The sequence below is a fragment of the Nocardia sp. NPDC049935 genome (assembly GCF_055586645.1).
In genome coordinates this window covers 661954-686692 of sequence record NZ_JBVJHV010000003.1, presented here as the reverse complement: position 1 = coordinate 686692, position 24739 = coordinate 661954, and the positions used below count along the sequence as shown (strand labels likewise).

Annotated in this window: 25 protein-coding genes and 1 tRNA gene; 13 read left to right on the top strand and 13 right to left on the bottom strand. The window is 69.0% G+C overall.

Going from position 1 to position 24739, the window contains the following annotated elements:
* Together ACZ6SF_RS16110 and ACZ6SF_RS16105 are read left to right on the top strand one after the other, a co-directional pair.
* Window positions 1-1515: a tetratricopeptide repeat protein gene (locus tag ACZ6SF_RS16110; protein WP_466062865.1), complete on the top strand. Its 1515-nt coding sequence runs from the start codon at window positions 1-3 to the stop codon at window positions 1513-1515.
* Window positions 1516-1588: 73 nt separating this feature from the next.
* Window positions 1589-2815, top strand: coding sequence for a CHAT domain-containing protein (locus ACZ6SF_RS16105; RefSeq protein WP_466063013.1), 1227 nt, complete (start codon window positions 1589-1591; stop codon window positions 2813-2815).
* 15 nt (window positions 2816-2830) lie between these two features.
* Here the strand turns inward: ACZ6SF_RS16105 and ACZ6SF_RS16100 are convergent, their stop codons facing one another.
* Window positions 2831-3739 carry an NADP-dependent oxidoreductase gene (locus ACZ6SF_RS16100; protein WP_466062864.1) on the bottom strand — a complete coding sequence of 303 codons (909 nt, stop codon included), beginning with the start codon at window positions 3737-3739 and terminating at the stop codon, window positions 2831-2833.
* A gap of 114 nt (window positions 3740-3853) precedes the next feature.
* On the opposite strand from ACZ6SF_RS16100, the gene ACZ6SF_RS16095 reads away from it, so the two are divergent.
* Entirely contained in the window at window positions 3854-4327 is a 474-nt protein-coding gene (locus ACZ6SF_RS16095; RefSeq protein ID WP_466062863.1) for a winged helix-turn-helix transcriptional regulator, read from the top strand.
* A 248-nt stretch (window positions 4328-4575) separates the two neighbouring features.
* Window positions 4576-5004: a hypothetical protein gene (locus ACZ6SF_RS16090; protein WP_466062862.1), complete on the top strand. Its 429-nt coding sequence runs from the start codon at window positions 4576-4578 to the stop codon at window positions 5002-5004.
* 49 nt (window positions 5005-5053) lie between these two features.
* Here ACZ6SF_RS16090 and ACZ6SF_RS16085 read toward each other — a convergent pair whose 3' ends face one another.
* Window positions 5054-5716: a TetR/AcrR family transcriptional regulator gene (locus ACZ6SF_RS16085; RefSeq protein ID WP_466062861.1), complete on the bottom strand. Its 663-nt coding sequence runs from the start codon at window positions 5714-5716 to the stop codon at window positions 5054-5056.
* A 66-nt stretch (window positions 5717-5782) separates the two neighbouring features.
* On the opposite strand from ACZ6SF_RS16085, the gene ACZ6SF_RS16080 reads away from it, so the two are divergent.
* On the top strand, window positions 5783-7228 hold the full coding sequence (locus tag ACZ6SF_RS16080; RefSeq protein WP_466062860.1) for an MFS transporter: 1446 nt from the start codon (window positions 5783-5785) through the stop codon (window positions 7226-7228).
* A gap of 89 nt (window positions 7229-7317) precedes the next feature.
* Window positions 7318-7704 (top strand): cupin domain-containing protein, encoded by a 387-nt coding sequence (locus tag ACZ6SF_RS16075; protein ID WP_466062859.1) that lies wholly within the window; start codon window positions 7318-7320, stop codon window positions 7702-7704.
* A 4-nt stretch (window positions 7705-7708) separates the two neighbouring features.
* On the opposite strand, the gene ACZ6SF_RS16070 is transcribed toward ACZ6SF_RS16075, so the two are convergent.
* From ACZ6SF_RS16070 to ACZ6SF_RS16045, 6 genes are all read right to left on the bottom strand, one after another.
* Complete coding sequence (locus ACZ6SF_RS16070) at window positions 7709-8626, bottom strand: ribonuclease Z (RefSeq protein WP_466062858.1); 918 nt, start codon at window positions 8624-8626, stop codon at window positions 7709-7711.
* 108 nt (window positions 8627-8734) lie between these two features.
* The gene (locus ACZ6SF_RS16065) at window positions 8735-9859 is read right to left on the bottom strand and encodes a hypothetical protein (RefSeq protein ID WP_466062857.1); all 1125 of its coding nucleotides are present in this window, start codon (window positions 9857-9859) and stop codon (window positions 8735-8737) included.
* Window positions 9860-9925: 66 nt separating this feature from the next.
* Window positions 9926-10174 (bottom strand): hypothetical protein, encoded by a 249-nt coding sequence (locus ACZ6SF_RS16060; protein WP_466062856.1) that lies wholly within the window; start codon window positions 10172-10174, stop codon window positions 9926-9928.
* Window positions 10175-10293: 119 nt separating this feature from the next.
* Window positions 10294-11274, bottom strand: coding sequence for a ribose-phosphate diphosphokinase (locus ACZ6SF_RS16055; protein ID WP_450000821.1), 981 nt, complete (start codon window positions 11272-11274; stop codon window positions 10294-10296).
* Between the two features lie 15 nt (window positions 11275-11289).
* Complete coding sequence (gene glmU, locus ACZ6SF_RS16050; protein WP_466062855.1) at window positions 11290-12762, bottom strand: bifunctional UDP-N-acetylglucosamine diphosphorylase/glucosamine-1-phosphate N-acetyltransferase GlmU; 1473 nt, start codon at window positions 12760-12762, stop codon at window positions 11290-11292.
* A gap of 43 nt (window positions 12763-12805) precedes the next feature.
* Window positions 12806-12876 (bottom strand) — tRNA-Gln (locus tag ACZ6SF_RS16045).
* A 332-nt stretch (window positions 12877-13208) separates the two neighbouring features.
* On the opposite strand from ACZ6SF_RS16045, the gene ACZ6SF_RS16040 reads away from it, so the two are divergent.
* The 4 genes from ACZ6SF_RS16040 to ACZ6SF_RS16025 all read left to right on the top strand — a co-directional run bounded on the left by ACZ6SF_RS16040 (window position 13209) and on the right by ACZ6SF_RS16025 (window position 19467).
* Window positions 13209-13868, top strand: coding sequence for a TetR family transcriptional regulator (locus ACZ6SF_RS16040; protein ID WP_466063012.1), 660 nt, complete (start codon window positions 13209-13211; stop codon window positions 13866-13868).
* A 165-nt stretch (window positions 13869-14033) separates the two neighbouring features.
* Window positions 14034-14681, top strand: coding sequence for a ScbR family autoregulator-binding transcription factor (locus ACZ6SF_RS16035; RefSeq protein WP_466062854.1), 648 nt, complete (start codon window positions 14034-14036; stop codon window positions 14679-14681).
* A gap of 398 nt (window positions 14682-15079) precedes the next feature.
* Window positions 15080-18694 carry a transcription-repair coupling factor gene (gene mfd / locus ACZ6SF_RS16030; protein WP_466062853.1) on the top strand — a complete coding sequence of 1205 codons (3615 nt, stop codon included), beginning with the start codon at window positions 15080-15082 and terminating at the stop codon, window positions 18692-18694.
* A 122-nt stretch (window positions 18695-18816) separates the two neighbouring features.
* Window positions 18817-19467 carry a nucleoside triphosphate pyrophosphohydrolase gene (locus ACZ6SF_RS16025; RefSeq protein ID WP_466063011.1) on the top strand — a complete coding sequence of 217 codons (651 nt, stop codon included), beginning with the start codon at window positions 18817-18819 and terminating at the stop codon, window positions 19465-19467.
* Window positions 19468-19474: 7 nt separating this feature from the next.
* Here ACZ6SF_RS16025 and ACZ6SF_RS16020 read toward each other — a convergent pair whose 3' ends face one another.
* Window positions 19475-20074, bottom strand: a complete 600-nt coding sequence (locus ACZ6SF_RS16020) for a TetR/AcrR family transcriptional regulator (RefSeq protein WP_466062852.1) — start codon at window positions 20072-20074, stop codon at window positions 19475-19477.
* A 102-nt stretch (window positions 20075-20176) separates the two neighbouring features.
* On the opposite strand from ACZ6SF_RS16020, the gene ACZ6SF_RS16015 reads away from it, so the two are divergent.
* Complete coding sequence (locus ACZ6SF_RS16015; protein WP_466062851.1) at window positions 20177-21004, top strand: NmrA family NAD(P)-binding protein; 828 nt, start codon at window positions 20177-20179, stop codon at window positions 21002-21004.
* A 3-nt stretch (window positions 21005-21007) separates the two neighbouring features.
* Here the strand turns inward: ACZ6SF_RS16015 and ACZ6SF_RS16010 are convergent, their stop codons facing one another.
* Window positions 21008-21598, bottom strand: a complete 591-nt coding sequence (locus tag ACZ6SF_RS16010) for a TetR/AcrR family transcriptional regulator (protein WP_466062850.1) — start codon at window positions 21596-21598, stop codon at window positions 21008-21010.
* A 119-nt stretch (window positions 21599-21717) separates the two neighbouring features.
* On the opposite strand from ACZ6SF_RS16010, the gene ACZ6SF_RS16005 reads away from it, so the two are divergent.
* Window positions 21718-22119 carry a DUF4345 domain-containing protein gene (locus ACZ6SF_RS16005; RefSeq protein WP_466062849.1) on the top strand — a complete coding sequence of 134 codons (402 nt, stop codon included), beginning with the start codon at window positions 21718-21720 and terminating at the stop codon, window positions 22117-22119.
* Window positions 22120-22156: 37 nt separating this feature from the next.
* Here ACZ6SF_RS16005 and ACZ6SF_RS16000 read toward each other — a convergent pair whose 3' ends face one another.
* Window positions 22157-22825, bottom strand: a complete 669-nt coding sequence (locus ACZ6SF_RS16000) for a class I SAM-dependent methyltransferase (protein WP_466062848.1) — start codon at window positions 22823-22825, stop codon at window positions 22157-22159.
* A gap of 59 nt (window positions 22826-22884) precedes the next feature.
* Between ACZ6SF_RS16000 and ACZ6SF_RS15995 the strand changes: the two genes are divergently transcribed.
* The gene (locus ACZ6SF_RS15995) at window positions 22885-23523 is read left to right on the top strand and encodes a TetR/AcrR family transcriptional regulator (RefSeq protein WP_466062847.1); all 639 of its coding nucleotides are present in this window, start codon (window positions 22885-22887) and stop codon (window positions 23521-23523) included.
* Between the two features lie 22 nt (window positions 23524-23545).
* Here ACZ6SF_RS15995 and ACZ6SF_RS15990 read toward each other — a convergent pair whose 3' ends face one another.
* Both ACZ6SF_RS15990 and ACZ6SF_RS15985 read right to left on the bottom strand, forming a co-directional pair.
* Window positions 23546-24121, bottom strand: coding sequence for a TerD family protein (locus tag ACZ6SF_RS15990; protein WP_466062846.1), 576 nt, complete (start codon window positions 24119-24121; stop codon window positions 23546-23548).
* Window positions 24122-24173: 52 nt separating this feature from the next.
* Entirely contained in the window at window positions 24174-24656 is a 483-nt protein-coding gene (locus ACZ6SF_RS15985) for a hypothetical protein (protein WP_466062845.1), read from the bottom strand.
* Window positions 24657-24739 lie beyond the last annotated feature (83 nt).

Genomic DNA, 24739 nt, shown 5'->3' with positions numbered 1-24739 from the left:
ATGAGCGATGCGGACAGCCCGCCCGGCCTGGAACTCCTCTACGAGGGCGCCGCCGCCTATCAGCGTGGCGAGGTGGCCGAGGCGCTGCGGATCTTCGAGCACGCCGTGCGGACCACCACCGACGGGGTCCGCACCAGTGCGCTGATCAACGCCGCGAGTATGTACGACGAACTCGGCGACCACCGGGGCGCCGCCGTCCGGTATCAGCGGGCCCTGGGTGAGATTCCGGCGGACGCCGTCGAGAAGCGCGCCTCCACTCTGATCAACTATTCGCAGGCCCTGCAGCATCTCAGTGAGCTCGACGAGGCACAGGCCGTCCTGGAACAGGCGCGCGATCTGCTCGCCGGCAGCCCGGATCTCGGGGTGCTGCGGGTGTCGTGCCTGCTGTCGCTGACCGCGGTCGCCACCCACCGCGGCCGCTGGACCCGGGTCATCGAGATCGGCACCGAATCCCTCGACGCGGCAGTACGGTTCGCGCCGCATCTGGCCGGGCATCCGCTGATGAACCTGGCCGGGGCGTATTTCGAGACCGGCCGGCGCGACCTCGGAGTGGATTTCGCCCATCAGGCGCTGTCGGCCTTCACCGCGGCCGGTGACCACAACGCCGTCGCCGATACCCAGCAGAACCTGGCCCAGATCCTGGCCCGGCTGGACCGCCCGGACGAGGCGGAGGAACTGGCCCGCGCGAGCCAGGAGTACTACGAACGGGCCGGACTGGGGTACCGGGCGGGCGTCGGCTGGAAAGTGCGCGGGTTCCTCGCCGAGCGTCGCGGCGAATTCGACTCCGCCGCACAGTGGTACGCGCGCAGCCTCGACTGCTTCGAGACCTCCGGCGCGGTCCTGGATTCGGCCGCGGTGCGCTCCCGGCTGGCCACCCTGGCCTACCTCCGGGGCCGGATCGGCGAGGGGCAGCAATTGCTGGCGTCCGCGTTCACGGTGTACGCCGAACGCGGTCTCGGATTGCACTGTGCCCAGCTCGACTACTGGCACGCGGCACTGCTGGAAACGGTGGTCGACGAGATGGAAACCCCCGCCCCGGAGCTGCTCGCACTGGGCCGGGCGCTGGCGGTACCCGCGGCGATCGCGATCGACGCGGTGCGCTACACCCTGCCCAACGGCGGTCAGCGCGACCGATGGAATCGTGAGGTGGCCGATCCGGCGACCCGCCTGGCCTTCCGATTCGCCCATCTCTGCGGCGACGGCCCGCTGCTCGCCGATCTCATCGAAACACAGTGCGCGGGAACGACACTGGATCCCGGCGGGGTGCGGGACACCACCCGACCGCAGTTCCCGCTGGACCTACCCGATCCGCCGGTCGCCTCCGCCGAACCGGCCGGCCCGCTGCATCTCGGCGCCGCGCTCGCCCATATCGCCGCGTCCGCCGGTCTGCCGGTCACTCCGCCGCCCCGGCTGGCCGTGGGCCCCGGCGGACGTATCGCGCTCGCCGACCACCTCGCCGTCGCCGAACAGCGGTACGGATATCCGGTGCGGGAGAACAGGGTGATCCCGGTATGAATCGATCCACGACCGGGCGTACCGGTGGACGGAGGTGGCCGCGGTGACGGGCCGGCCCGCGGTGGTGGTGCGGATGGCCGACGCCGGCGATCTCTATGTGTCCTGGCGCTGGGACGGCGATCCCGGCCCGCCCGGTGTCGCGGTCCTGCCCGGGCCGGCGATCGACGCGGTGATCGGAGATCTGGCCGCCGCGCTACCCGACCCCCGGCTGCCGGATCGGCTCGAAAAGGCACTGACCACCGGCGCCCTCGCCGCGCCGGATACGGAGTACCGGCTGGCCCGTGATCTGTCGCGGGCGCTGCTGCCGCACGATCTCGCGGCGCGGTTGTACGCCCTGTATCAGCGCGGTACGCGCCCGCTGATCCGGCTGCAACCCTCACCTCGCGTCGCGCAGGTGCCGTGGGAGATCCTCGCTCCCGATCCGGCGCTGCGTCTGCTCGATATCGCCGATATCGCGCTGCTCCCGCCCGCGGGTGTGGTGCACGCGCCGAACCGCGGCCCCCGGTCGTGGAACGCGTCGCGGGACCTGCCGGTGGTGGCGGTGCTCGATCCGCGGGTACCGGGGTTCCGTGCCGATTCCGCGCTCGGATCGGTGCTGGGCCGGATGGACGGAACCGGCCCGCTCGCCGAACGGGTCGCGGCGCATCTGCGCTCGGGCCGGCTACGGCCCGAGGCCGGCGACGCGGTGGCGCTGTTCCGGCGCACCGACCTCGACCGCGCCTGGTTGTCGCGGACCCTGCGCGCCGGCGCCTCCCGGCTGCTCTACGTCGGTCATGTCACCGCCGCGGCACCCGAATCCGGGCAGAGCGAGAACGCCGAACTGCATCTGGCGTGCACCGCCGAAACGGTCGGGTTCGCCGAACCGCAACGCACCCATCGCCCGCTCTCGGCCAAGGACCTGCTGCTGGGCACCCATACGCTCGATCCGCGGCCCGCCGCCGGGCCGGAGCTGTGGCCGATACCGGGCCGGGTCGCGCTCATCGCCTGCGAGAGCGGCGGCGATTCGCGGTTCACCGAAGCGCTCGGCCTGGTGGCCGCGATGATCACCGGCGGCGCCGAACTGGTCACCGCCACCCGCTGGCCGCTGCCCACCGATCTGGCCGTCCACCTGTTCGGGCGCGCGGACGGCGCCACTCCACTGCAGGACACCGTCTGCGCGGTCGACGCGGCCCACGACGCCCCGGACCCGGTGCGGGCGCTGGCGCAGTGGCAGCACACCAGGCTGCACGCATGGCGTACGGGCGGCGCCGTCCACGATTCTCCCGTGCTGTGGTCGGCGCCGGCCACCTTCGTCACCTGATCCCGGTGCGGTCGTTCAGGGCGCGAGCACGAATTTGCCGCGTATACCGCCCTTGGCGACTTCACGATGGGCAGTGGCGGCCTGCTCGAGCGGTACGACGGTATGAACGCGGGCGGGCAGCCGGCCGTCGGCCGCCGCTTCCAGCAGTTCGGCGAGCCGCGCGCCGTCGGGCCGGACGGAGACCGCGCCGACGGTGACGCCGCGTTCCGGTGCCGGTTCCTGACCGGGCCGGACTCCCAGGAAGAGACCGCCGTCGCGGACCAGCGCGAGCGCTTGTTCCTGGAGTACCGCGGGGTCGGCGACAGCGTCGAAACCCGGCGCGGCGGCCGTCGTGAACTCGGCGCCCAGCCCGCGCACGAACACCTCGTCCTCGGCGCGGGCCAGCCCGGTCACCTGCCAGCCGCGGGCCCGGGCGAGCGGAATCAGATACCCGCCCACCGCGCCCGCGGCCCCGGTCACCAGCAGGGTGCGGCCGTCGCCGTCGCCGAGCAGGTCGGCCAGTTGCGCCGCGGTGAGCCCGTTGAGCGGGACCGTGGCGGCGGTGGCCGGATCGAATCCGCCGGGCACGACCGCGATATCGCCGGCGTCGACGATCAACTGCTGCGCGTAGGTGCCGAGGTCACGGTCGAACCCGCCGACCATGCCCGCGACCCGGGCGCCGACGGCGAGATCGACGCCACTGCCGGTTTCGGCGACGACACCGGCGAAATCACTGCCCAGGCCGACGGGCCCGTCCCGGCCGATCAGGCCGAACCGGTGAAACACCCCGTCGGCCAGTGCCAGGTCGACGGGGTTGACGGCGGCCGCCTCCACCGCGACCCGGACCTGGCCCGGGCCGGGTGCGGTCAGTGGCACGTCGACGATCTCGATGGAATCGGGGCTGCCCGGGTTACGGACGACCGCGGCGCGAAAAGTGGTGGACATCTGAGCTCCTCTGGAGATATCGAACCTGTTACTCCACAATGGATGGGTAACTCTCCAACGGGAAGTACGCACCTGAGAGTGCGTAGGTCACCGCCAGGTAGGAAGGACCGGCCGATGCCCACGATGACGGCCTCACAGCAGCGTGAGCTGGCCAAACAGGATTACGACGCGTTCTACGCCGAATGTCCCAGCCGCCGGCTGCTCGACCGCATCTCCGGCAAATGGGTGGCGCTCGTGCTGGCGGCGCTGGGGAGCGGTGGTCCCCATCCCGTCGGAGAATGCGGCGGGGAGCCGCGACCCATGCGCTATTCCGAGTTGTCACGCCGGCTGGCCGGGGTCAGCCAGAAGATGCTCACCCAGACGCTGCGCGGCCTCGAAGCCGACGGTCTGCTCACCAGGACCGTCACCCCGACCGTGCCGGTCACCGTCACCTACGAGCTGACCCCGCTCGGCCTCTCGCTGCACGACGTGATGCGGGGGATCAAATTCTGGGCCGAGGCGCATATGGACGAGGTGCTCGCGCATCGCGAAGAATTCGAGGCCGCGGCGCCGGCGGGCGGAACGCCGCGATCCGAATTATCGGAATAGACCATTCGCGGATCATTCGGATAGCGAAAGTCGTTATCGCACCGCACTTTCGGTGTTCAACTCCGGTTCCCGGAATCTCTTCTCCGGCCACCCCGCCCGGCGTTACTATGCGCGCGGAAAAACGCATCCGCAGGGGGTTGTCATGAGTCGATGTCGCGAAGAGTCGATTTCGAGGTGTGCGCCGCCGATCGGCCGCCCCTTCTCGAACCGGGCCGCACCGAGGCCCACGAACTCGACAGGAGATCCCGATGGACACCATCGGTAGCGCTTCCGCCGGACCGCCCGTCACGCCGGCGGTGGGACAGCTGTGGATCGATGACGACCGTTGGCTACTGGTCGAATCCCTCGCCATCGACGGTGCTTTCGCGATGTGCCGGGTGGTGGCGAAGCGGGTCGCCGACCGCATCACCGCGCCCGGTAATTCCGTTCTGCTCCTGCGCTCCCAGCTGGTCGGCGAATGCGAACTCGCCGAATCCGCACCCGCCGCGTCCTCACCCGACTTCGCGGTGATCGGCATCGATCGCCGTACCAAAAGGGTCTGTCTCGACGGCGCCGAATTCCCTTATCACGTGGTGAATGTAGGCCCCCGGGTGCGCCGTGACCCCGACGGTTCGGTCTCGGTCGTGGTCACCTTCCATGCCCGGACGGTGGAGGACCGGGATCGCACCGGCGAGTAGCCGTGTCCGGACCCTGACGAAAACCTGGCTCGACGCTGCGATCCCGGGGTCAGGATCCGTCGGAAACACCGGTCAGCCCGGCTACCAGCGCCCGGAGGCCACGCTCGTAGGTGTCCTCGGCCGTGAGCGCGACCCAGCGCGGACCGAGTTCGGCCAGCCGTGGGAATGCGTCCGCGTCGATTTCGGCGAAGACCTGTTCTCGGAAGGTGGGGCGATCGCCGGCGGCTCGGCGCGCCGAGCGGGCCCGGATGATGATCTCTCCGGCGGTGTACTGCCAGATCATGCGGTAGGCACGGGCCGCGTCGTCCACGGTGAGTCCGCAGGCGATCGCCCCGTCGATGATCGCCTCCGGCGCCCACAGCGCCGAGACGCCGAGCAGATCGTCGGCGGCGAGTACCTCCACGACCCAGGCGCGCGCCGCGAGTACGTCGTGCATCGCGGTCGCGGCGACGATTATCCGTTCGCGGGGGTGCTCCGGTAGCTCGGGCCATTGCGCACCGTCGGCGTAGTCCTCGAGCAGCAGCCGGAGCAGTTCGTCTTTGTCGCGGACGTGGTGGTAGAGCGCCATCGGCGTGCAGCCGAGCAGGCCGGCGACGCGGCGCATGGTCAGCGCGTCGGCGCCGTGTGCCGTGACGACCGCATCGGCAGCGGTCACGATCTCCGAACGCGACAGCTTCGGGGGCCGGCCGGTGCGCGGCGACGAGGGGGCCATGGGGACATCCTCGCGCATCTCGGGTCGGCTCTGGACACGGGAGTGTCGCCGAGTTAGTTTTTATACATGTATAAAAACACTACTGGGCGGGCGGTCGCAGCCCTGGTCGCGGTCGCGGCGGCGCAGTTCCTGGTTGCTCTGGACATGGCGGTGATGAATGTGGCGCTGCCGTCGATTCGTGCCGATCTCGGGTTCGCTCTCGTGGATCTGGCCTGGGTGGTGCACATCTATGCCCTCGCGTTCGGTGGATTTCTGATGCTGGGCGGTACCGCGGGCGATCTGTTCGGCCGTCGTCGATTGCTCACCGCCGGCCTGGCGATGTTCGGTGTCGCGTCGCTGCTCGGCGGACTTGCACAGGCGCCGTGGCAGTTGGTGGCCGCCCGCGCCGGACAGGGGGTGGCCGCGGCGGCACTGGCGCCCGCGGCGCTGGCGATCCTGACCGCCACCTTCGCGGAAGGGCCCGCCCGAGTCCGAGCTCTCGGAGTGTGGAGCGCGGTCAACGCGGTAGGTGGCGCGAGCGGTGTGCTGGTCGGCGGAGTACTTACCGAGTACGCGAATTGGCGATGGGTGATGATCGTGAACATCCCGATCGTGCTGGTCGCGTTGGGAGCGTCGTGGCGGGGGATCCCGGCACACCAACGGTCGGCGAACGACTCTCGCCCCGACCTGTTCGGCGCCGTCCTGGCCACGACCGGGATCGGACTGGTACTGGCCGGGTTGATCCGTACCGACCACTACGGGTGGTTCGCCCTGCACACGGTGGTCACGGTGGGGGCCGGGGTGTTTTTCCTCGCCGCGTTCATCCTCGTGGAGGCTCGTGCCGCCGCGCCGTTGATACGGCTCGGGATATTCGGCAACCGCTGGGTATCCGGCGCGAACCTCTTCGTTTTCCTCGCCGCGGCAGGGCAGTTCGCAGCGTTCTATCTGGTGTCGCTCTACCTTCAGCAGGTGCTGGGCATGAGCGCCGCCGCCGCTGGAGCCGCATTCCTGCCGTTCTCGGTGGTGACGGTCGCCGGCACGGTGGTCGCCACGCGAATCGGCGCGGCCCGCTCGCCGCGCCCGGCCCTGATCACCGGAGGGCTGCTGGCGGCGCTGGGTATGGGATGGTTCGCGGCCATCAGTCCGGACGGGTCGTTTCTCATCGACGTTCTGGGGCCCTCGCTGCTCACGGGATTCGGGCTCGGGTTGTGCCTGGCACCGGCCGCCGTCGCGGCCAGTACCGGCGTCGCCGTCGCCGAAGCCGGTATGGCCTCGGGCCTGTTCAACAGCTCCCGGCAACTCGGCGGCAGTGTAGGTGTCGCGGTGCTGGCCACAGTGGCGGCGGGCCGGACGGGTGGCGCGACCGACCCCGTGGCAGTCGGCGGCGGTTACGCCCTCGCACTGGCGGTGTGCGCGGTCGTGTTCGCCTTCGCGGCCGCCACGGCGGCGTTGGTGTTGCCTGTCCGACGCGATCCACCGGCGCCGTCACCCACCACACCGGCGTCCCGCGGATCCGCTGCTCACGCGGTATGACCGCCGAATCCACGGCCCCGATCGGCGTTGACCGGCGGTCCGTCGGCCGAAATGTGTTCGACGAAAACAATTCCGAGGAGAGGAACCTGATGAACAACGAATCGATCGATCTGTTCGCACGCGCGCTGCGCTTCCACCCCGAGGGTGGGGTCGAGGAGACCGAACGGCGGATGACCACCGGTGCGCGCGAATGGCAGCTCGCTGTTTTCCACGTGGAGACCCTTGCCGACCTGCACGCCGACCAATGGGAGAAGCACCCCGAATCAGAGGAGGCGGTGTGCTGCCTCGCCGGTGCGCTACGGCTGTATCTGCGATCGGAGCTTCCCGGTGGGACCGATACCGAAGTGCCGCTGCCGGCGGGATCGGCCTATATCGTCCCGCGGGATCGCTGGCACCGCATCGAACTCGACCGCCCCTCGGACGTCATGTCGATCGGGTGGCGTGACGGGACCCGGCTCGAACCGGTCGCGGAGTAGCCCGTCACCGGCGGGGCGGCAGCGGTATCCGATCCAGATCGGCGGCGACCACGATCTCGCCGCCGAATTCCCGCCGGGCCTCCGCGAGGTGGGCGTCGGTGCCGCGATAGCGCTGCGAGAAATGGGTCAGCACCAGTTTCCGCACCCCCGAGGCGGCCGCGATACGGGCGGCTCCGGCAGCGGTGAGATGGCCGTACTCCGCGGCGAGCTGCGCCTCGGACTCGAGGAAGGTCGCCTCGATGACCAGCATGTCCGCTCCGGCGGACAGGAGCCGGGCACCCCGGCAGTCGCGAGTGTCCATGACGAAGGCGAAGCTCTGCCCCCGATGGAGAACACTGACCTCGTCCAGGGTCACCGTCCCTCCGCGCCAGGCGATTTCACCCTCCCGCCGGAGCCGGCCGACCACCGGACCGGACAGTCCGAATTCGGCCAGCCGTTCCGGGACGATCGAGCGGAAATCCGGTTCGGTGAGGCGATATCCGAACGTCTCGACCGGATGGTCGAGACGTTCGGCGGTGAGCGCGAACGGTGCGCCGGGGGCCGGTAGCGGCCCGGGCCCGGCGATCGGGTGGACACGCGGTTCGACGGTCCGGTGATAGGCGGTCGCCGAGCACAGATTGTCGAAGTACCGCTGCCCGGACTCCGGGAAGTAGGTATCGATCGGATGCGGGACCCGGTCGAGATTGATCCGCTGCATCACTCCGGCCAGTCCCAGACTGTGGTCGCCGTGGAAATGGGTTATCGCGATCCGGGTCAGATCGGTGGCCGAGAGACCGGCGTGGATCATCTGCCGCTGGGTGCCCTCGCCGGGATCGAACAGGACGGCCTCGGCACCCCACCGCAGCACGTAGCCGTTGTGATTGCGCCGGGCCGTCGGTACCTGGCTCGCGGTGCCGAGCACCACGAGTTCACGCTGCGACATCTACCCGCGCGCGAGCCCGGGCACCGGACCGCGGCGGCCGGCCGGACAGTGGACGAACATGGCAACGACCATATCGGGCCCGGCCGGTCCGGGCCCGATGCGGCGCTGCTACCCGGCCGATTCGTTGGGCACCATATCGGCCCCGGTGACCAGGAGCCCGAGCAGCAGGCCCGCCGCCAGGCACACCGCCGCCGCGATCGCCGCCCATTTGCCCAGCGATTCACCCCGGATATGCCCCACCACGCCCAAGATGATCCCGGCGGGCCCGAACAGGATAGGACAGAACAGCAGGGAGATTCCGGCGCAGACGAAGCCGATGATCGACAGGATCTGCGGGCCGGTGCGTTCGGGTGGCTGGGTGGCGCCGTAGGGCTGATACTCCTGCTGCGGATAGGCGGGGTAGCCGCCGGGCGGTTGCTGCGTACCGCCCCACCCCGGCTGCGCACCCGGGTCGCCGCTCCACGCGGGCTGCTCACCGCCCTGCCATCCGGACTGTTCGGGATATCCACCCTGTGACGGATAGGGGGTTCCGCCGCCCTGCGACGGATACGGCGTCCCACCGCCCTGTGTGGAATAGGGCGTCCCGCCCTGTGCCGGATAGGGCGTCCCGCCCTGTGTGGAATAGGGCGTCCCGCCCTGTGCCGGATAAGGCGTCCCGCCACCGTGCGAGGGATAGGGTGTGCCACCTTGCTGGGGATAAGGGGTGCCGCCCTGCTGCGGATAGGGCGTACCGCCCTGGGGATACCCCTGCTGCGATCCCGGGTACTGCCCCTCACCGGGCGACTGCGGTTGCCAGGCCTGCCCCGGCGACTGTTCCTCGGGCCGGGCCGACCACGCCTGCGGCGGGACCTCGCCACCGCCCGGACCCGCGCCGGGCCGCTGTTCCGGTTCACCGGTACCGGGCTGCCATCCCTGGGCGAATGCCGCGCTGCCCTCGTCGGCGGGCGGCTGCTGCCCACCGGGGACATCCTCGGTACGGGATCGGTCGCCGGCGGGCCGGGACTCCCGGTGCAGGATCTTGGGCAGGTATTCGGTGGGCGGATCGTGGGGCGAGGGCTGCGCGCCGCTGTCGGCGGGCTCGTCCGCGCCGGCGCCCGGCTCCGGACGGTCCGCGGCGGTCTCGTCGGCGGACTTCGGTGCGCCCGGAGACTCCGGCTCCTCCCCGGCGGCGGATCCGGGGCGCTCGTCCTGCGGCTCTTCGCCGCCGTATCGCGGGTCCTGCGGTGTACTCATCGCGTCTCCTCGTTCGTATCGTCGAGGGCTCGGAAGTCGGTACCGCGGTGCGGGCGCAGCGCGCTGTCAGTGCTCGGGTTCCTCCTCGATATGGATGGCGGCGGCCTCGGCGGGACGGTCGTCGGGATCGGGACGACGCCGGCGGCCCTGCTCCTGCGCGAGTTCCTCGGTGATTCCCAGACGGCCGTCGTCATCGTTCTCCCGATAGCGAATGTGCAGGTCGGAAGGGGGGTCCTCGATATAGCGCGTGTACTCGCGGATATCGTCCTCCTGCAAGTCGTCGCCCATATCGGGGTTCTGGGGTTCACGATCCATACCAACCAGTATGCGCCGATGCGGGGCCCGGTCCAGGGATGACGGCAGCCGGTGTCGAAGACCGTCCGAGACGGCGAAAGGCCCCGGACCAGCAGGTCCGGGGCCTTTCGGGAGAAGAATCAGGCGTTGCCGTTGAACAGGCCCGTCACCGAACCGTTCTCGAACACCTCGCGAATGGTGCGGGCCAGCAGCGGCGCGATGGACAGCACCGTGAGCTGCGGGAACTTCTTGTCCTCGGTGATCGGGAGGGTATTGGTCACCACGACCTCCCGAGCGCCGCAGGAGGCCAGCCGCTCGGCGGCGGGAGCGCTCAGCACACCGTGGGTCGCCGCGATCACCACATCGCCGGCACCGGCCTCACGCAGCACGTTCACCGCGCCGGCGATGGTGCCGCCGGTGTCGATCATATCGTCGATGAGGATGCAGGTGCGGCCCTCGACGGAGCCGACGACCCGGTTCGACTTCACCTGGTTGGGGACCAGCGGATCGCGGGTCTTGTGGATGAACGCCAGCGGCGCGCCGTCCAGCGAATCCGCCCACTTCTCCGCCACCCGGACGCGGCCCGAATCCGGGGAGACCACGGTGATGTTGTCGAGGCTGTAGTTGTTGCGGACGTACTCGGCCAGCTGCAACTGGGCATGCATATGGTCGACCGGGCCGTCGAAGAAACCCTGGATCTGATCGGTGTGCAGATCGACGGTGACGATACGGTCGGCACCCGCGGTCTTGAGCAGATCGGCGACCAGGCGGGCCGAGATGGGCTCACGGCCCCGGTGCTTCTTGTCCTGGCGGGCGTAGGGGTAGAACGGCAGGATCGCGGTGATGCGCTTGGCCGATCCGCGCTTGAGCGCGTCGATCATGATGAGCTGTTCCATCAGCCACTGGTTCAGCGGGGCCGGGAAGCTCTGCAGTACGAAGGCGTCGGAACCGCGTACCGACTCCTCGAAGCGGACGAAGATCTCCCCGTTCGCGAAATCACGCGCGACCTGCGGGGTGACATGGACGTCGAGTTCCTTGGCCACCTGCTCGGCCAGTTCGGGGTGCGACCGTCCGGCGAAGAGCATCAGGTTCTTCTGGTTGTCGATCCATGACGCGGTCACTGCTGGTTGCCATCCTTAAGCTTTGTTGCCCGATCCGGTGTTCTCATCGGCCGCGAGCGCCTTCGCCGCCGCCTCCGCTGCAGCGGTACCCGGACGTTTCCGCTGCACCCAGTTCTCGATATTGCGCTGCGTTCCGCCGGATACGGCCAGCGCGCCCGGCGGGACGTCTTCCCGCAGCACAGTACCTGCCCCGGTATAGGCGCCGTCACCCACGGTCACCGGGGCAATGAACATCGTATCGCTGCCGGTTCGCACATGTGACCCGACCGTGGTCCGGTGCTTGTTCACCCCGTCGTAGTTCACGAACACACTGGATGCTCCGATGTTGCTGTGCTCGCCGATGGTCGCGTCGCCGATATAGGTCAGATGCGGGATCTTCGTATGCCGGCCGATCTCCACGTTCTTCGTCTCCACGAACGCGCCGATCTTGCCCGACTCGCCCAGCGAGGTCCCCGGCCGGAGATAACTGAACGGGCCGACGGTGGCGAACGCGGCGACGGTCGCACCCTCGCCGTGCGTACGGATCACCTTGGCGCCGTCACCGACCGCGCTGTTGGTGAGGGTGGTGTCCGGGCCGATCTCGGCGTCCTCGCCGATCTCGGTGGTGCCCAGCAACTGGACGCCCGGACGCACCACGGTGTCGCGGCCGATCCGCACATCGGTATCGATCCAGGTGGTGGCCGGATCGACGATGGTCACCCCGGCGCGCATATGCCGTTCCAGGATGTAGCGGTTCAGGGTGCGCGCCGCCGCGGCCAGCTGCACCCGGTCGTTGACACCGGTGACCTTCGCCGAATCGACCAGCCGGGCGCCCTGTACCGGATGCCCGGCCTCGCGGGCGAGTTTCAGCACATCGGTGAGGTACAGCTCGTGCTGGGCGTTGGCGGTGGACAACCGGCCCAGCATGGTGCGCAGTACGCCGGCGTCGAACGCGTACACACCGGAGTTGACCTCACGGATCGCGGCCTGTTCGGGGGTCGCGTCGGCGTGCTCGACGATCTCGGCGACCTCGCCGTCGGGGTCGCGCACGATCCGGCCGTAGCCGTTCGGGTCGTCCGGGACGAAGGTCAAGACGGTGACGGCGGGCCGCTCGGAATAACTGCGATGCTCGTCGAGCAGCGCCGCCAGCGTGTGGCCGTCCAGCAGCGGGACATCCCCGGAGGTCACGATCACATCGCCGGTGAAATCATCCGGCAGTCCCGACAGCCCGACCTGGACGGCATGCCCGGTCCCGAGCTGCTGTTCCTGCACCACCGGCACGATCACCCGGTCCAGTTCCGCGGCCACCGCCGCGGCCGCGGCGCCCACCTGCTCCCGATCGTGGCCGATCACCGTCACCAGATGGCCGGGGTCGATCGCGTGCGCGGCGTACAGCGCATGAGCCAACATGCTGCGACCCGCGAGCGGGTGTAGCACCTTGGGTGTCTTCGACCGCATTCTCGTACCGGCACCTGCGGCTAGCACGATGACGGCGGTCTGCTCCTGCATTGATCTCCCTCGGGCCGACGATGGTCATCGTGCACGCGAGCTGCTCCGCCGCCAGGACTCGAACCTGAACTATCTGAACCAAAATCAGAGGTGCTGCCATTACACTACGGCGGACTGTCACACCGGTGGGTATCCCTACCACCCGCCGCTGTGCCCCGGCACGGCAACGATACTCGCATGCCACACCGGGATCCGTCGAACCGCGGGTGGTGGCGACACGCCGGGCGCGTGCTCCGGCGGTTCCGACCGTGACCGCCCGGCCCCCGGCACCGCCCGGGTAACCCCGGCCGCCGCGGGTCTGAGACAGTTGATCTCGATGGTTTTGGTCGCGGATACGCGGTATCGGCGACCCCGGTAACCAGGGAGGCGGGAACGTGTCGTCGGGAGACCCGAGAACGGCCGGGGAGACCAAAGAGGCAACCGAGCAGGTCCGGGCACGGCAGCGGATGACCGGCACCCAGCGCAGGCAGCAACTGATCGAGATCGGCCGCGCGCTGTTCGCCGAACGCGGCTACGACGCCAGCTCCATCGAAGAGATCGCGCAACGCGCCCAGGTGTCCAAGCCCGTCGTCTACGAGCACTTCGGCGGTAAGGAAGGGCTCTACGCCGTCGTCGTCGACCGTGAGATGTCGATGTTGCTGGACATGATCACCTCCTCGCTCACCAACAACCGGTCGCGGGTGCGGCTCGAACAGGTGGCGCTGGCCCTGCTCACCTATATAGAGCAGCGCACCGACGGATTCCGCATCCTGGTGCGCGACCAGCCGGTCTCCTCCACCGACGGGCGCTACTCCAGCCTCCTCAACGAAGCGGTCAACCAGGTCGCGCATCTGCTGGGCGGCGATTTCGAACGCCGCGGCTTCGATATCAGCCTCGCCGGGCTCTACGCGCAGGCGCTCGTCGGGATGGTCGCGACCACGGCCACCTGGTGGCTGGACGTGCGCAGCCCCTCCAAGGAAGTGGTGGCCGCGCATCTGGTCAATCTGTGCTGGAACGGGCTCAGCCACCTCGAGGCCGACCCGCAGCTGAGCTCGGAATGGCCCGCCGTTCCCGGCCCGCTACCGGCGAACTCGCCCGGCGGGCAGCAGAGTTCGGGCAACCACTGATGAACGGCCCGCGAACTCCGGTGGGCCGTCGAATCGAGAGACGTAGCGAACACGGATGGTACGGTTCACCCATCCTTTGGGTGCTGTTCGGGCGGTGAGTCGGTCTACTTCGACAATGTCGGTCTACTTCAGGATGGCTGGTTATTGGGATGACAGGCGGGTCTGATGGCTAGGCAAGCGCGCGCGGAGATCACCCGCGATTCCGTCCTGGCGGGCGCTGCCGATGTCTTTCTGCGCTTGGGTTACGCCAATGCGAGCCTCAGCGAGATCATCGCGCAGTCCAACGTGACCAAGGGCGCCTTGTACTTTCACTTCGGGTCCAAGGAAGAACTCGCGCGAGCGGTGGTGGATCAGGGCAACGAGCGGCTGACCGCCTCCTGCAAAGGATTCTTCGACTCCCGGGTGCCGGCGCTGGAAGCCGCGATCGGTATCACCTACGTGGTCGCCGATCTGTCCATGAACGACCCCATGGTCGGTGCGATGCTCAAACTCACCCACCAGATCGGCGACTACCGCGGCGCCAACGGCGACAACATCGCCAAGAACTGGGGCGAGACCTACCGCCACCTGGCCGAGAAGGCGATCGCGCAGGGGGACCTGGAACCCGATCTGGACCCGGACTCCATCGGGTTGCTGCTCTATGGGCTGACCACCGGGATCCATATCGTGGCGGTGGGGACGGAGTCGATCGATCAGATGGCCTCGCGGATGGAGCGGGCCTGGTACTTCCTGCTTCCCTCGATCGTCCCGGATGACAAGGTGTCCTACTTCCGGGAGTTCGCGGCCCGCCGTCTCCGCAGGTACGTGCCGTAATTTTGGAGCAGCTCCGCTGCTCGAGGTTCGGCCCTCTTTTGCGTCTGCTGTCGGCCCTCGAGACTCGCGGCTGCGCCGCATGCGCTTCGAGGGCCGACAGCAGACGCGGGCCGAACCCGTTCCGCGGGGGCGTTGAAGGCGGGGTGAGGGTGGGGTTCGGGCGGTGGTGTGGTCCGTTCGGATTCATGCGATGGTCGGTATGGGGTATGTGTTCGGAGGGTTTGGGTGGGTAGAGGCGGGGTTCGTCATCAGGGCCGCGACTTTTCTCTCCTCGCTGGACGGTGGGCCGGGGGGTCTCGGTCTTGCTGCGACCGGACCGGCGGTTCCCGCTCGAGGGTGCGCCGATAAACTCCTGTCGGCCGGGAAAGAACTGTTTCGTTTCGCATTCAGGAGAGAACATGTCTGCCCCTCGTCCACCATTGGCGGGATTGGCCGCGGTGGCCGGTGCCGATGCCGCGTTGCGGACCGTTTCGGGGATGCTCGGGCAGTCGCCGGTGGAGTTGGTGGCGCCGACGGCGGTGCGGTCGTTCGTGGCGGCGACCGTGGCCGGCGAGCGGCCGGTGGTGCTGGTGACGGCGACCGGGCGGGAAGCCGATGATCTGACGCTGGAACTCACCGAGATGCTGGGGGCCGCGGTGGCCCAGTTCCCCTCGTGGGAGACGCTGCCGCACGAGCGGCTGTCGCCGGGGGCGGACACGGTGGGGCGCCGGCTCGAGGTGCTGCGGCGGCTGGCGCATCCGGAGGACCCGGTTTTCGCGGAGCCGTTGCGGGTCGTGGTGACGACCGTGCGGTCGCTCATGCAGCCGATGGCGAGTGGACTGGGCGATATCGAACCGATCGTGTTGCGGATCGGCGGGGAGGCCGATTTCGACGAATTGGTGTCGCGGCTGGTCGAATTCGCGTACACGCGGGTGGACATGGTCGGTAAACGCGGTGAGTTCGCGGTGCGCGGCGGCATCCTGGATCTGTTCCCGCCGACCGCCGACCACCCGGTCCGGGCGGAGTTCTGGGGCGACGAGATCACCGAATTGCGGCCGTTCTCGGTGGCCGATCAGCGATCGCTGGGGGAGACCTCGCTGTCCGCGGTGGTGGCGCCGCCGTGCCGGGAGTTGCTGCTCACCGCCGCGGTGCGGGAGCGGGCCGCGGCGGTGGCGGCGGCCAATCCGGCGGACGCGGCGCTGGTGGAAATGCTGGACAAACTGGGCGAGGGCATCCCGGTAGAGGGGATGGAAGCGCTGTTGCCGGTGCTGCAGCCCGGTGAGCTGCGGTTGCTCACCGAACAGCTGCCGGGCGGCACCCATCTGCTGGTGTGCGATCCGGAGAAGGTCCGCACCCGTGCCGCCGATCTGATGCGTACCGGGGAGGAGTTCCTGGAGGCGTCGTGGACGGCGGCGTCCTTCGGTGGTGACGCGCCGCTGGGCGCGCACGGGCTGGACCTGGCCGCCTCGGCGTATCGGCCGCTCGCGGAGATCCGGGACAGCGCCGACGAGCGTGAGCTGCCCTGGTGGACGTTGAGCCCGCTCGCGTCGGGCGATCCCGCCGAAATCGAATTGCCGGTGCAGACCGGGCCGACGGCTCGTGGGTCCGATGAGCTGGTGGCGACCATTTTCGCGTCGTTGCGGGCGCATGTGCTGACCGGCGGCCGGGCGGTGGTGGTGCTGGCGGGGCACGGTACCGCGCAGCGCACGCTGGAACGGCTCGGTGAGGCGGAGGTGCCGGCGGCGCAACTGGCCGCGGGGGCGGAACCCGAGCCCGGAGTGGTGGGCGTGCTGTGCGGATCGCTACACGACGGGGTGATCTTCGGTGACGCCGGTCTGGTGGTGGTCGCCGAATCCGATCTCACCGGTAACCGGGTCACCGCGCCGGGGGACGGGAAGCGGCTGCCCGCGAAGCGCCGTAACCAGGTCGATCCGCTGGCGCTGAACGCCGGGGACATGGTGGTCCACGATCAGCACGGGATCGGCCGGTTCGTGGAGATGATCGAGCGCACGGTCGGCGGGGCGCGCCGGGAATACCTGGTCATCGAGTACGCGCCCGGTAAACGCGGCCAGCCCGGTGACCGGTTGTTCGTACCGATGGAGTCGCTGGACCAGCTGTCGCGGTATGTGGGCGGGGAGATGCCCAGCCTGTCGAAGCTGGGCGGCGCGGACTGGGCGAACACCAAACGCAAGGCGCGTAAGGCGGTCCGGGAGATCGCGGGCGAACTGGTGCAGTTGTATGCCGCGCGCCAGGCCGCGCCGGGGCACGCGTTCGGCCCGGACACCCCGTGGCAGCGGGAGATGGAGGACGCGTTCGCGTTCACCGAGACCGTCGATCAGCTGACCGCCATCTCCGATGTGAAATCGGATATGGAGAAGGCCGTGCCGATGGACCGCGTGGTGTGCGGCGACGTCGGCTACGGGAAAACCGAGATCGCGGTGCGGGCGGCGTTCAAGGCGGTGCAGGACGGTAAGCAGGTGGTGGTCCTGGTGCCCACGACCCTGCTGGCGCAGCAGCATCTGCAGACCTTCACTGAGCGGATCGCCGGATTCCCGGTGACCGTGCGCGGACTGTCGCGGTTCACCGATCCCGCCGAATCGCGCGAGGTGCTCACCGGGATGGCCGAGGGGGAGGTCGATATCGTGGTCGGCACCCACCGCCTGCTGCAGACCGGGGTGCGCTGGAAGAACCTCGGCCTGGTGATCGTGGACGAGGAACAGCGTTTCGGGGTCGAGCACAAGGAACACATCAAGGCCCTGCGCACCCATGTGGACGTCCTGACCATGTCGGCGACCCCGATCCCGCGCACGCTCGAGATGAGCCTGGCGGGGATCCGGGAGATGTCGACGATCCTCACGCCGCCCGAGGAACGGCATCCGGTGCTGACCTATGTCGGCGGCTACAACGACAAACAGGTCACCGCGGCGATCCGCCGGGAACTGCTGCGCGACGGCCAGGTGTTCTACGTGCACAACCGGGTGTCCTCGATCGAGAAGGCGGCCAAGCGGATCCGGGATCTGGTGCCGGAGGCGCGGGTGGTGGTCGCGCACGGGCAGATGAACGAGGACACCCTCGAGCGCACGGTGCAGGGGTTCTGGCAGCGCGAATACGACGTGCTGGTGTGTACCACCATCATCGAGACCGGGCTCGACATCTCCAACGCCAACACCCTGATCGTGGAACGGGCCGATACGCTCGGGCTGTCGCAGCTGCATCAGCTGCGGGGGCGGGTCGGGCGCAGCCGCGAGCGCGGATACGCGTATTTCCTGTATCCCGCGGAGAAACCGCTCACCGAAACGGCCTACGACCGGCTCGCCACCATCGCCCAGAACTCCGATCTCGGCGCCGGTATGGCGGTGGCCATGAAGGATCTGGAGATCCGCGGCGCGGGCAATGTGCTCGGCGCCGAACAGTCCGGGCACGTGGCCGGGGTGGGGTTCGACCTGTACGTGCGGTTGGTCGGCGAGGCGGTGGAGGCGTACCGGGCGGCCGCCGACGGGAAACCGATCACCACCGAGGAGACCAAAGAGGTCCGCATCGACCTTCCGGTGGACGCGCATATCCCACCCGACTACATCGCCAGCGACCGGCTGCGGCTGGAGGCGTACCGCAAACTCGCCGCCGCCCATGATGATCCGGCCCTGGCGGGGGTGGTGGAAGAACTGGTCGACCGCTACGGCCCGCTGCCGGTGGAGGTCGGCCGGCTGGTATCGGTCGCGCGGCTACGGCTGCTGGCGCGCGAGTACGGCGTCACCGAGATCGCGGTCACCGGCACCACGGTGAAGGTCTCGCCGATGTCGCTGCCCGATTCGAAACAGCTGCGGCTCAAGCGGATCTACCCCAGCGCGAACTACCGGGCCGCGAGCGGGGTGGTGCAGTTGCCGCTGCCGCGGGTGCGCGACAGCGTCGGCGCCGACCGGCTCCGCGATGTGGCCCTGCTGCAATACCTGGCCGACCTGCTGCTCGCTCTCGACGGTAAGGCCGCCGGTGCGGTGGATCTCACCGTCGCGACCGAGGTCTCCCCGGCCCGATGACCGCCGAGCACCGATCCTCCGGCCGGGCCGACGCGCGGCCCGAACCCGTCGGCCCGGAACCCGGTGTCCTCGACCGGGAGACCGCGACGGTGGCGGCGGGTCTGGCCGAGGCCGTCGAGGTGATGGATCGGCTGTGGCGGTTCGGCGGCTGGGAGGTCACCCAGACCCACGATTCGCTGCGCCCGTATCTGCTCGAGGAGACCTACGAACTGCTCGACGCGATTCAGCAGGAGGACGCCGAGACCATCCGGGAGGAACTGGGCGATCTGCTGCTGCAGGTGCTGTTCCACTCCCGGATCGCCGAGGCGGCCGGGGAATTCACCGTCGACGATGTGGCGGCCACGCTGGTGACCAAACTGGTGCACCGCAGCCCGCATCTGGTGGCCGGCCCGCGGGAGTCCGGGGCCGGGGCGGCGGCCACCGTGGAGGAGAAGGTCGCGGCACAGGAAAAGGCCTGGGAAGAACGGAAATCCGCCGAGAAGACGCGGCGTTCCTGCCTCGACGGTATCGCCATGGCGCAGCCCGCCCTGGCGCTGGCCGAGAAGGTGCGCTCCCGTAGCGCGCGCGCCGGGCTGCCCGCGGAACTGATCCCGCAGGCGCTCCGGGTGATCCACCTGGGCGGCCCGGAGAGCGCGGAAGAGCTGCTGCGCAAAGCGACTCTGGCCTTCGCCGCCGCCATCCGCCGGGCCGAGGACCGCGCCGAACAGGCCCGCGGCGCCCGGCTTCCGCTCGCGCCCGCGGACTGGCTCGAATACTGGACCGACGCCACCTGACCGCCGATTACGAGCGGGCGCCGGATTCCTGTTGCGGGAGCGGGGTCGCCGCGCTCGCCTGCATACCGTCGAGTAGGTAGTGCAGGTACTTCGTGGGCCGGGCGGCGGCGGGCCCCGGCAGCGCGCCGGGATGGCAGGTGAAGACGTTGAGCAGATACACGATATCGTCGGCGCGCACATCCGGCCGGATGGCGCCGTCCGACCGCGCCCGCCGGACCAGCTCATCGAGGCGTTGTACCCAGCGGAATCTTTCTTCGGCGAACTCGGTGTTGGCGGTGAACGCGTCCTCGGGTAGTTCGGCCAGCGCGGCGGCCAGTGCGCCCCGGCCTGATTCGGCCACCCACATGACGAACTGCCGGATGGCCGCCCAGGCGTCGGTGTTCTCGTCGGCGATACGGGACAGGGCCTCGGCGATCGACGTCAGGTAGTGCAGGCCGACGGCCGAGATCAGGGCGTCGCGGTCGGGGAAACGGCGGTAGAGGGTGCCGACTCCGACGCCGGCCCGGTCGGCGACGGCCTTCATCGGAGCGTGGACGCCGTATTCGGCCACGACATCGGCGGCCGCGGCGACGATCTTGTCCAGGTTGCGCCTGGCGTCCGCGCGCATGGTTCCTCCAGAACTGGACGAGTGAATTCCGCTTAGTGTAGCGTCCGGATTAAGAGGAATCGGTCGTTCCGGTTCCGCTTCTGTTCGTTGCAGGGAGAGATCATGATCGTGGTCACGGGTGGTACCGGAACGATCGGCGGGGCGCTGATCGAGCGATTGCGAGGCCGGGGCACCGGCCCGGAGGTGCGCGCGGTGGTGCGTCGGCCGGTCGAACTGGGCGTCGAGACCGTATCCGGCGATTTCAACGAACCGGAATCGGTCGTCGCGACGCTGGCGCCCGGCGACCGGTTGTTCCTCAACGCCCTGCCGTTTCCGCGCTTCGTCGAGACATTCACCGAGGTCATCGACCGGGCCCGGGCCGCGGGTGTGGCGCAGATCGTGTCGGTATCGGTGCTCGGCGCCGAACCGGGCGGCAGGCTGGCCGGCGGTATCCACGGCGAAGTCGACGAACATCTCCGGGCCTCGGGTGTGCCGTATGCGATTCTGCAGCCCACGGGTTTCATGCAGAACTTCCTCACGGAACTGCGGCACGACCGTTTTCACGGCTCCTACGGCGCGCAGGCGATCAACTACATCGACGCCAGGGATATCGCCGATGTGGCGGCCGCGCTCCTGACCGCGCCGGTCGGTGAATCCCGCGACTACATCCTGACCGGGCCCGAATCGCCCACCCACGACGAGATCGCCGCCGTGATGACGACCGTGCTCGGTCGCGAGATCCGCTATGTGGATCTGCCGGTCGCGGAGCTGGCCGCGCGGCTGGCCGGCGAGGGTGTCCCGGAGCCCTACGCCACCGACCTGCCCGCCATGCAGGCCGCGATGGGGCCGGCCTGGGCGCGAATCCATCCGACGGTCCAGGAGATCACCGGCCGTCCGCCTCGTACGCTGGCCCGGTTCCTGGCCGACCACGGTTCGGCGTTCGGCGTCTGATTCTCAGGGCGCGTCCGGGGCGAGGATCGGTCCCAGCGCTCCGCCGAGGGCGCCGAGGCAGATATCGCGGAGCTGGTCGCGAGTGCAGGAGCGTTGCTCGAGCCAGTCGACCGTGAGCACCCGGACGAAGGTCAGCCAGCTCATGATCACCGCGGACGCCGTATCGCGGTGACGGCCGGTGAGTCCGGTGACGGTCACCATGCGGTGTCGCAGCTCGCCGAGTTCGCCCCAGATGATGGCCTGCACAGTGGGATCGCCGGCGAGCTGCCGGTTGGCGGCGATCACCGAATGGGCGTTGGCCTCGAAATAGTCGAAATGGATGTCCAGGGCGGCGGCCAGCTGGTCGGCCAGCGGCCGCCGCGAGTCCAGGACGGTGTCGTCGAGGAGCCGGGCGGTCGCGCGGCGGTAGATCTCGGCGAAAAGCTCGCGCTTGTTGGGGAAGTGGCGGTACAGCAGGGCTCGTGAGACTCCGGCCGCGGCCGCCACATCCTCCATCAGGACGTCGTCGTAGGCCCGCTCGGCGAACAGGCGCTCACCGGCGCCGACCAGTAGTTCACGGCGCTCTTCCGGGGCGAGTCGACGGCGGGTGCTCATTTCGCCCAGGTTAGTTGACGTGTGTCTACCAGCGGCCTTAAGGTCTTAGTAGACACACGTCAACTAACTCTGCGTCGCGGGTTCGTGGGGCGCGCAGGGGCTTCGATGGGGAGTGCGCAATGGAAAAGACACTGCGATCGCTGTGCTGGATGATGGGCGTGATCTGCACCCTGATCGGGATCGCGCATATCGTCATCGGCCCGGACGCGGTCCCGGATACCGGGGCCCTCACCGCGACCGACGATAACCAGAACCGCTTCTTCGGTGCGATATTCGCCGGTTACGGACTCGCCTGGATATGGGCCGTGCGACAGTCGCCGATCCACGGTAACGCGGTCCGGTGGCTGGCCGGGATCATGTTCGTGGGTGGTCTGTCCCGTTTCTTCTCGGTGGCCGCGCACGGCTGGCCGCACCCGTTCGTCATCGGTCTGACCGTTCTCGAGCTGGTGCTGCCGCCGCTCTACTTCTGGCTGGTCCGCGGAGTCGAGGCCCGTCCGGCTCCGGTGGCGGCCACCGCCTGATACGTCTCGGCCGTTCACGCCGTCGCCGCCGGGATCGTCAGGCCCTGCGGCGCAAAGTGAACCAAGAGGTCGGCACCGAGTTCGTACCCGGTGTGACGTCGAGCAGTTCCCAGTCGGGGAACCCGTCGCGGAGTTCCTCGGCGGTGACGCCCGCCGCCCACGATTCGAGCGGGGACCTCGAATCGCCGGCCGGTTCGGGGCCGTACCCGAACATCAGCAACCGAGCTCCCGGAGCGGCGCGCTCGGTGAGTCCGGTGGCATACGCGCTCCGGCGGTGCAGTGGTATCCCGCAGTAACAGCTCAGATCGAAGAACAGCTCGAAGGGGCCGGGCGCGTCGAGTTCGTCGAGCCGGGTGGCGTCTCCCGATAGGAGTCGTACCGTCACCTCCGCGGCCGCGGCCTTCGCTCTGGCCTCGTCGACGGCACTGTCGATCAGGTCGACGGCCGTGACCTCCCAGCCGTGCCGGGCCAGATAGATCGCGTTCGTCCCGGTGCCGCAGCCGAGTTCGAGGGCGCGGCCGGGCGTCACCGGGTCCGCGCCCTCTATCAGGGCGATCAGTTCCGGCGGCGTGACGCCGGTATCCCATGGCGCCCTGCCGGCGCGGTAGAAGTCCGCCAGCGCGCGATGGACGGCTTCCTCTTCGCGGTGTTGCTCGGTCGCGGTCGGGGCCGGACCGGGCCTCGGGGTCGTCTCGGGCTGGTTCATCGATCCTCCACAAATTAGAGTTCAACTCTAGTGATGATTTCTAGAGATACACTTGCGGTATGGATGCAGTCAAGCGGCCGGACAAACGCGGTGAGCGCGCACGCCGCACCCGCCGCAAGATCGTCGACGCGGCGCGCGAATTGTTCGTCGCGCAGGGGTACGGGGCGACGAGTCTGCAGGAAGTGGCAGACCGGGCCGGTGTGGCCGTGCAGACGGTCTACTTCGTCTTCCACAACAAGCGGACCCTGTTCAAGGACGTCGTCGATACATCCATCGCGGGGGATGCCGAACCGGTCGCCACGATGGATCGTGAATGGTTCCGGGCCGCGTGCGCCGAGGGCACGGCGGCCGGGCAGTTGCGGGCGCACGTACACGGCACCCGCGAAATCCTGGGCCGGGTCGCCCCGATCATGCCGCTCATCGCGGCCGCCTCGGCCACCGATCCGGAGATCGCCGCGCAATGGCCCGACGGTCCCGACCCGCGCTACACCGTGCAGTACGCGGCGGCCGCGGCCCTGGTCGGCAAGTCCGGTGTCCGACCGGGCCTTTCCGCCGAGGAGGCGGCGGACCTACTGTTCGGCGTGCTCAGCCCGCAGCTCTATCTGGTCTTCGTCGGTGAGCGCGACTGGTCACCGGAGAAATGGGAAGAGTGGGCCCGCACAACCTTGGTTTCCCAGCTCTGCGCCGATACCGGCTGAGCGCCGGACGTTTACGCGCGCGTCAGACGTTCACGCCGTAGTCGCGGGCGATCCCCGCCAGCCCCGACGCGTAGCCCTGGCCGATGGCGCGGAACTTCCATTCGCCCTGCCGGCGGTACAGTTCGCCGAACACCATCGCCGTCTCCGAGGAGGCGTCCTCGGAGAGGTCGTAGCGGGCGAGTTCCGCGCCGGTACCCAGATCGACGACGCGGATATAGGCGTTGCGGATCTGGCCGAACGACTGTCCGCGCTGGTCGGCGTCGTGGATGGAGACCGGGAAGAAGATATTGGTGATCGACTCCGGCGCATTCGCCAGATCGACATTGATCACTTCGTCGTCGCCGTCGCCGGCGCCGGTGAGATTGTCGCCGGTGTGCTCGATCGAGCCGTCGGGGGAGCGGAGATTGTTGTAGAACACGAAGTGCTGATCGGAGAGGACCTTCAGATCCGGCCCGGTGGCCAGGGCGCTGGCGTCGAGGTCGTGGTCGGCGCCCGTGGTGGTGCGCACATCCCAGCCGAGTCCGACGGCGACCCTGGTCAGGTTGGGGGCTTGTTTGGACAGCGAGACATTGCCGCCCTTGGCCAGATTGACGCTCATGATCTCCTTCCCGTGACGCCTCGCGCCGGTCCCCGCCCGGCAGCGTCCGGCGTCAGTTCTTCTCTTCGTTCTCCGCCCAGGTTTTCAGCGTCGCGACCCGGTGCTCCAGGGCGTGCAATTCGCTGTCGTCCAGGACGGTGCGCTGAATGCCCTGGGCGACCATGAAGGCCGACTGCCGGTGGTCGTCGATGGTGTCGATATCGAGCCGGACCGCCACATAGTCGTCGGCGCCGGGCATCTCCTCGGCGATGACCTTGGCCGCGCCCCGCGCACACAATGCCACATTGCCGCCGCCGAGGATCAGCAGGGCGACCTGCGGCCGCTCCCGCAGCCGGGCCAGCGACCCGCGATCGAATTTGAGGCTCAGCAGAATGCGGCGATCGCCCGCGCGCACCGGCCACGACACCGGAATCGCATGGGGCGCCGGATCGGTGGTAACCAGGACGGCGATGGTCTCCTGCGGCCACTCCGGCAGCGCATCCAGCTCCGGATGGTCGGTCGCTGGGTTTTCCGTGGAACTGATTCCGGCGGCCATATCGTCCCCTCCTGGATCGACGTCGTCGCGGCGGAGGAAATGCCGCGACGCCATCATTCTAGAGGTCGGCGCCGACACGCGCG